The organism is Rathayibacter sp. AY1A4 (assembly GCF_002930955.1).
Classification (GTDB): domain Bacteria; phylum Actinomycetota; class Actinomycetes; order Actinomycetales; family Microbacteriaceae; genus Rathayibacter.
In genome coordinates, this window is the sequence record NZ_PSTN01000021.1 from 64,721 (window position 1) to 71,347 (window position 6,627).

The following is a 6,627-nucleotide window of genomic DNA, read 5'->3' on the forward strand; positions in this document are numbered from 1 at the left end:
CCCGCCGCCGAGCGAGGGCCTGGCCAGGCACCGCGGCCGGTGATAGCCGGGCCGTCAGCCCCTCACGACGAAGGCGTCGTGGATCAGGTTGCCCCCGGTCGCTGCGGGGTTCCGCGTGCTGCCGCGGGTGATCGTGACGGTGTGGGTGCCGGCGGGCAGGGTCCCGCTGGTCCAGACGGTCTGGGCGGAGCGGGTGGTGGCGCTGTAGCGGTCGACCGAGGCCACGAGGACGCCGTCGAGGCGGACCTCGTCGATCCCGGACGTGCTGGACCGGCGGCTCACCCACGAGACTCCGGTGCCGGTGAAGCGGAGGGTGGCGGAGGCGCCCCCTGTCGACGAGAAGGAGACGCCTCCGCCGCTGTCCGCGGAGGAGGAGGTCGTGGACCAGGTGCCCGTGACGGCGACGGCCGGCGAGCCGTTCTGGTGGGTGCCGGCCCCGACGGCGGCGAGCGGAGTCGCGGTGGCGGTCGGCGTGGAGGTCGAGGTCGGCGCGGCGGTCGCGGTCGGCGTGGGCGTGGCCGTCGATACCGGAGTGGCGGCCCTCTTCGCGAGCACGATGGACGCCGTCGCTCCCTTCAGCCCGCTCGGCCGGAACGTGATCGTCGTCGCGGTGCTCGTCCTGCTCGTCACGCTCAGGGCGGCGCTCGAGGACACCGTGCCCGCGGTCGGCCGCGCGAGCGTCACGGTGAGCGCGCTCGTCGAGACCTGCGTCGGGTCGACGGTCGAGACGGTCACCGTGTCCGCGTCCTCCCGGATCGAGACCAGTCCGGCGCCGGTGATGCTCGCGACCCGGGTGCCTCCGACGAGCACGGGGCTCGTGGTCCCGGCCTTCCACGACACGGCGCTGACGGTGCCGGTCGAGCGGTCGCGGGCGGCGCTCAGCTGGGGGGTGTTGCTGAGCACGGTCACGTCCGGGTCCACCGCGTACGCGGCGGTCGCCGCCTCGGAGGCGCCGGGGAGGACCGTGTACGCGTACGAGGCGCCGGTCGGGTTCGTGCCGTGGCTCGTCGTGAGGGAGTAGTAGTGGCCGGTCACCGGCGCCGTCGGACCGGCGGCGCTCACGGCGCTCCAGGCTCCGGTGCGGGTCCGCCCCTGCGCGGTCAGGGCGATCGGCGTCGGGAAGACGTAGCCCACCGACTCCGCGGAGCCGGTGATCGAGGCCCAGCGGGCGGTGCTCGTGGCGGTCGCCTCCGCACCGCGGAGGACGCCGTCGACGCGGAGCCTCGCATCGGGAGCGACGTCGCGGCGGTCGTCGATCACCGTCTCCGCGCGCCGGCGCGCCCCGTCCCAGCCGGTCCCGGACATGTCGGTCGCCGTGATCCCGGAGCCGAGCGCGAGGATCTCGTCGTCGAAGGTGAACCAGGCCTTCTTCGCGACCAGGCTCACCGACGCCGCGTCGAAGTCGAGCGCCGCGATCCCCGTCCGCCGCGACGGGCTCTCGAGGCTCCCGGTGAAGGTCGTCGTCGGGCGGGACGACGCGCCCTCGCCCGCGCTCCGGACGATCGTGTCCTCGGTGGTGCCGGGCATCCGGTACGGGTTCGCCGTGGCCCAGTAGCCGTCGTCGTACTGGCGCCCGCTGCCCAGGTGGAGCGAGGTCGCGCCGTCGCCGGTGTACCAGCCGCTGCGGTTCTCGCCGTTGAGCGACTCGTAGCGCGCGATCCGCGTGCTCGACAGGCCGACGGCGAAGCCCGAGGTCGCCGTGGTCCGCGTGAAGCGGTCCATGCCGGCGAAGGCCCGGACGCCCGAGCCGATCGGGGTCGCGGTCAGGCCCGTGTCGGCGAGGACGAGCCGCGCGCGCACGACGTCGCTGACGGATCCGGCCGTCTCGATGCTCACGGGGCTGCCGGCGTTGCAGGCCAGCCAGCTCTTCGCCAGCGCGTTCGTCCGGGTCCGGGCCGCGGGCGGGGCGCTGTCGGCGAGGCGCAGCACCGCCGCCTGCAGCTGGACGCCGACGTCGCCGTCCTCCGACTCCGCCCGCGCGGTCTCGCGGCCGCGGACCGTCGACATCACGGCGCCGCACCAGGTGACGGGGGCGAAGGAGGAGGCGAGCCGGTCGTACACGCCGAGCCCCTCCGGGCTCGTGATCTCCCAGCGGGAGCCGTCGAGCAGCGCGTACAGGTCGTCGAGGGTGTCGAGCATCGAGAGCCCGTACCCGCCGCTGTAGGCGAAGACGCTGTGCTGCACGAAGGAGCCGTCGGCGTGGAAGCCGTCGCCGGACGCCACCGTCCGCAGCGCCGGGTCGATGCCGGCGGCCGCCTCCGCGATCTTCGCCGGCTGCTTCAGAAGCACTGCCCGCCCGGCGATGACCGCCGCCGTCCAGACGCGGTTGGCGCCGGTCCGGGTGACGGTGTCGGCGAAGCGCGTCGAGGCCGACAGGTAGGCCTGCACCTGCGCCGCCGAGAGGTCGGGGTAGAGGAGGGCGGTGATGCTGTTCAGCTCGAGCGGGATGCCGATCTGCTGCTCCCACCAGCGGGAGGTGCCGGTGGTGGAGCGGTTGTAGCGGTTCGCCGAGAGCCAGTCGGCGGTCGTGACGACGTCGCGGAGGAGCGCCGGGTCGCCGGTGAGGGCGGTCCCGGGGGTCTTCAGCGCGGTCGCGAGGACGGTGACCCGCTTGTAGGCGGCCCACACCTCCACCGCCGAGGTGCCCGTGACCAGGTCGGGCCAGGGCTCGCCGCCGTCGGTCTCGAGCGTCGACCAGTAGCCCTCGGCCTCGGCGACGAGGCGGCCCTTCGCCGCGGCGAGGCCGCCGACGCTCGCGCTGCCCGGGATCGTGCCCGTCAGGTCGGCGACGAGGCCGAGGCGCATCGCGTCGTACTCGTCGCCCGCCGAGTCGACGGCGGACGCGGTCGGCGCGGCGGCGAGCGGGAGGATCAGGGCTGTCACCAGCAGGAGCGCCGCAGCGAGCGGGCTCCCGCGCCGGGGCGCGTCGGATCGAGAGGGTCGGTTCGTCTCCGCGCGCGATCGGCGGAGGGGACGCGGCTGGGTGGGCACGGGCGCTCCTGAGGCGACGCCCACGAGCCTGCGGGCTTCGGGTGCTCGCGGGTCGCCGGGGGAGCGTCGGGTGAAGAGTAGGGGTCCGCTCCGTCCGGCGGCAAGAGGCGGAGGCGAGGACGGCCGGGATCGGCCACCGCCGACGCTCCCGACCGCGCGATCTGCGACAGCCGTACCCCGTGAGGGGTACAGAGGCGCCGAAGGTCCCCCACCCGTCAAGCGGGGCGATACGGTCGGAGGTGCGTGTGCGCTCCGGGGAGTCCCGGCGCGGCGCGCAGGGGGAAGGGGGCACGGATGATCGAGGCCGAGCAGGATCCGCGGCTGGTGGCGCTCGAGGCGCTCGAGATGATGGGGTCGGCTCCGGAGGAGCGCTTCGACCGGATCACACGGATGGCCGAGGAGCTGTTCCGCGTGCCCGTGGCCGAGATCCACTTCCTCGACGACACCACGCTGTTCACGAAGTCCCCGCAGCGTCCGGACGCCGTGCTTGCCTACCCGCGCGCCGGCACCTTCTGCGACGCGACGCTCGAGAAGCGCACCACGTTCGTCGTGCCGGACCTCGGCGCCGACGAGGCGTGGGCCGGGCACGAGCACGTCGCGGGGTACCCGCACGTCCGCTTCTACGCCGGGCGGCCGCTGTCGGTCGAGGGCGACCTGCAGCTGGGCACCCTCTGCCTCATCGACTTCGTGCCCCGGAGCCTCACCCCGGACGAGCGGCAGCTGCTCGAGGAGTTCGGCGAGTGGGTCGAGCGCGAGCTGCGCGACACGGCGGAGCGCGACCGCGCCGCCGACATGCAGACGCAGATGGCTCCCTCCTCCCTCCACCACCCCGCCGGCTACGAGCTCTCGGGGCTCTCGCTGCCGCGGTGGACGATCACCGGCGACTTCTACAGCTGGCGCGGCGACGACGAGACGGTCGACCTGACCCTCGTGGACGTGATGGGCAAGGGGACGGCGGCGGCGATCGTGGCCGCCTCGATCCGCTCCGCGTTCCGGGCGCGCCTGGGCGGCGACCCCGACGCGGTCGTCAGCGCGGTGAGCGCCCAGCTGCACGACGACTTCACGGCCACCGAGACCTTCGCGACCCTCTTCCACGGGCGCCTCGACACCGCGTCCGGCCGGATCGACTTCGTCGACGCGGGCCACGGGCTCACCGTCCTCCTCCGCGCCGACGGCTCGTTCCAGCGGCTCGCGGCACTGGGCCTCCCGCTGGGCATCGCGGAGGACGGCGGCTGGATCACCCAGACCGTGGAGCTTGCGGTCGGCGACTCGCTCCTGGCCTTCACCGACGGCGTCCTCGACCTCTACGACGGGACGCTGCAGTCCCTGGCGCGCGCGGTCGACCTCGCCCGCGACTCCGCCGACACCGCCGCGTTCCTGCAGGCGCTGAGGGCGCTCGCCGCCTCCGGCTCCGCGTCCGACGACATCACCGCCCTCGTGCTGACCCGCACGGGCGCCGACCGCTTCGCCGAGAAGGACCCCGCATGACGTTCACGACCGAGACGATCGCCCCCGACATCGCCGTGCTGCGGGGGGAGGGGCGGCTCAACGCGGCCTCGGCTCCTGAGCTGCGCTCGGCCGTCCGCCGGGCGATCGACGAGGGCAGCCCCCGCATCGTCGTCGAGCTCAGCGCGGTGACGTTCATGGACTCCTCGGGTCTCGGCGCCCTGGTCGGCGCTCTCAAGACCGCGCGGCAGGCGGGCGGCGACCTGCGGATCGCGGCGCCCAGCGAGCAGGTCGTGATGGTGCTGCAGCTGTCCAACCTGGACCGGGTGCTCACCCTCTTCGACACGGCCGGCGACGCGTACCGTGACTGAGCGCAGCGTCGGGTTCCGCACGCCCCCGGACGACACCGAGGTCGTCCACGAGATGCTCGCCGAGCTCTGGGGCGAGCGCCCGGACCTGCCGACCCGCGACCGCATGGCCGTCGAGACGGCGCTGGTCGAGCTGGTCGACAACGTCATCCAGCACGCGACGTCGACGACGACGATCGTCTGCCGCCTCGTCGTGCGCGTCGAGGGAGACGCGATCCACGCGGAGCTGGTCGACACGGCCGATCCTCCGGACATCGGCACGGGGCCGCGGGAGATGCCGGACGTCTTCGCCGAGTCGGGCCGCGGGCTCGCCCTCATCCAGGCTCTGACGACCACGTTCGAGCACGAGCGCTCCGAGGGGCGCAACGTCTGGACCCTGACCCGGGCGCTGGACTCCTAGCGACTGGCGCGGATCAGCGGATCGTGTGCGCGGTGATGACCGCGGCGGCACGCGCCAGGTCGTCCGCCATGCCGTTCAGCCCGGGGGAGGCCTTCAGCACCTCCGCGCTGACCTCGTCGTAGCGCTCGTCCACCTGCGCGAGCAGCTGCTCCCCGGAGGCGGTGAGGCGCAGCAGGACGCTGCGGCGGTCCTGCGGGTTGGCGAGCCGGTCGACGTGGCCGGCGGTCGCCAGCCGGTCGAGGAGCGCGGTCACGGCGCCCGTCGAGAGGGAGAGCTCGAGACCCAGCCACTTCGGCGTGAGGTCGGGCGACTCGCCGAGGACCTCGAGCGCGGTGAGCTCCGAGATGCCCACGCCCACGCCCGCGGCGATGCTCGCGCGGAGGTGCCGCTGCGCGTTCTCGAGCAGGCGGAGCGACTGCCGCAGCTGCACGGCGGGCGCGTCCTGGTCGACGTCGCGGGGGGTCGGTCTCTCGGTGGTCATTCGTCCTTCTCGGGGTAGGGCTGGGGTCATCGTACGGGTCGCCCTCGGGGGTCCCGGCCTGTCACCCGGACAGGGGGTGAAAGAACGATTGCAATGTATCTTGGTCATCAAGTAACTTAGCGGTCAATCGAGTTCGGCGGACCACCAGCCGGACCCTCCCCCTTCAGCACCAGCCCGCCCCACCCGATCAGGAGTCCTGCCATGTCGACCCACACCGCCAAGTCCAAGCGCGTCCGCTTCGCTCCCCTCGCCATCGCGACGAGCATCGCCGCCGCCGCTCTCCTCTCCGTCTCGATGTCCGGCACCCTGTCCGGCTTCGTCGCGAGCATCTCCAACACCGGCAACACCGCCGCCTCCGGCTCGCTCGTCATGGAGGAGAAGTCGACCGGCGCCAGCCCCATCACCTGCCTCAGCACCGACGGCGGCTCGATCAGCACCAACACCGCGACCTGCGCGACCATCAACAAGTTCGGCGGATCGACCACGATGGTCCCCGGCCAGACCGTCACCACCGCGATCACGCTGAAGAACACCGGCACCGTCAACGCCAACACCTTCACGCTGACCCCCGGCGCCACCTGCTCGCAGAGCAACAACGTCGCGGCCGGCGCCTCCGGCTCCGCCACCGACTTCTGCGGCAAGCTCAATGTCGTGATCACCTCCGGCGGGACCACCGTCTTCACCGGCACCGCCGCGACCCTCGCCGGCTCGGCCGTCAAGACCCTCAACACCGCCCCGGTCACCCCCGGCACCTCCACCCCCTTCTCCATCGCCGTGACCCTCGACTCGTCGGCCACCAACGCCTACCAGGGCCTGTCCGCCTCGCTCCCGCTCACCTGGACCTTCGCGAGCTGATCCCCTCTCCACCCGGCCCGGAGCGCCCCCGCGCGACGGGCCGGGGGAGGAGCGTCCCGCAGTGCTCCTCCTGCACCGCCCCCGAG

The 6,627-nt window shown here is 73.5% G+C and carries 6 protein-coding genes; 4 read left to right on the forward strand and 2 right to left on the reverse strand.

Going from position 1 to position 6,627, the window contains the following annotated elements:
• Positions 1–54: 54 nt before the first annotated feature.
• The gene (locus C5B92_RS12810; RefSeq protein ID WP_146079311.1) at positions 55–2,883 is read right to left on the reverse strand and encodes a polysaccharide lyase 8 family protein; all 2,829 of its coding nucleotides are present in this window, start codon (positions 2,881–2,883) and stop codon (positions 55–57) included.
• Between the two features lie 402 nt (positions 2,884–3,285).
• Between C5B92_RS12810 and C5B92_RS12815 the strand changes: the two genes are divergently transcribed.
• From C5B92_RS12815 to C5B92_RS12825, 3 genes are read left to right on the forward strand one after another with little or no spacing between them, the layout of a single operon-like run.
• Positions 3,286–4,479 (forward strand): PP2C family protein-serine/threonine phosphatase, encoded by a 1,194-nt coding sequence (locus tag C5B92_RS12815; RefSeq protein ID WP_104350454.1) that lies wholly within the window; start codon positions 3,286–3,288, stop codon positions 4,477–4,479.
• Positions 4,476–4,808, forward strand: a complete 333-nt coding sequence (locus C5B92_RS12820) for an STAS domain-containing protein (RefSeq protein WP_104224279.1) — start codon at positions 4,476–4,478, stop codon at positions 4,806–4,808. Before C5B92_RS12815 ends, C5B92_RS12820 begins: the two co-directional genes overlap by 4 nt.
• The gene (locus C5B92_RS12825; RefSeq protein WP_104256700.1) at positions 4,801–5,205 is read left to right on the forward strand and encodes an ATP-binding protein; all 405 of its coding nucleotides are present in this window, start codon (positions 4,801–4,803) and stop codon (positions 5,203–5,205) included. The genes C5B92_RS12820 and C5B92_RS12825 overlap by 8 nt, the downstream gene beginning before the upstream one ends.
• 13 nt (positions 5,206–5,218) lie before the next feature.
• Here the strand turns inward: C5B92_RS12825 and C5B92_RS12830 are convergent, their stop codons facing one another.
• Positions 5,219–5,686: a MarR family transcriptional regulator gene (locus C5B92_RS12830; protein ID WP_104224277.1), complete on the reverse strand. Its 468-nt coding sequence runs from the start codon at positions 5,684–5,686 to the stop codon at positions 5,219–5,221.
• 201 nt (positions 5,687–5,887) lie between these two features.
• On the opposite strand from C5B92_RS12830, the gene C5B92_RS12835 reads away from it, so the two are divergent.
• Positions 5,888–6,541: a hypothetical protein gene (locus tag C5B92_RS12835; protein ID WP_104224276.1), complete on the forward strand. Its 654-nt coding sequence runs from the start codon at positions 5,888–5,890 to the stop codon at positions 6,539–6,541.
• The last annotated feature ends 86 nt before the right edge of the window (positions 6,542–6,627 follow it).

Excerpts from the sequence above, each read along its gene's own strand:
- C5B92_RS12815 (WP_104350454.1), top strand. The coding sequence starts at position 3,286 with ATGATCGAGGCCGAGCAGGATCCGCGGCTGGTGGCGCTCGAGGCGCTC.
- C5B92_RS12820 (WP_104224279.1), top strand. The coding sequence starts at position 4,476 with ATGACGTTCACGACCGAGACGATCGCCCCCGACATCGCCGTGCTGCGG.
- C5B92_RS12830 (WP_104224277.1), bottom strand. The coding sequence starts at position 5,686 with ATGACCACCGAGAGACCGACCCCCCGCGACGTCGACCAGGACGCGCCC.
- C5B92_RS12835 (WP_104224276.1), top strand. The coding sequence starts at position 5,888 with ATGTCGACCCACACCGCCAAGTCCAAGCGCGTCCGCTTCGCTCCCCTC.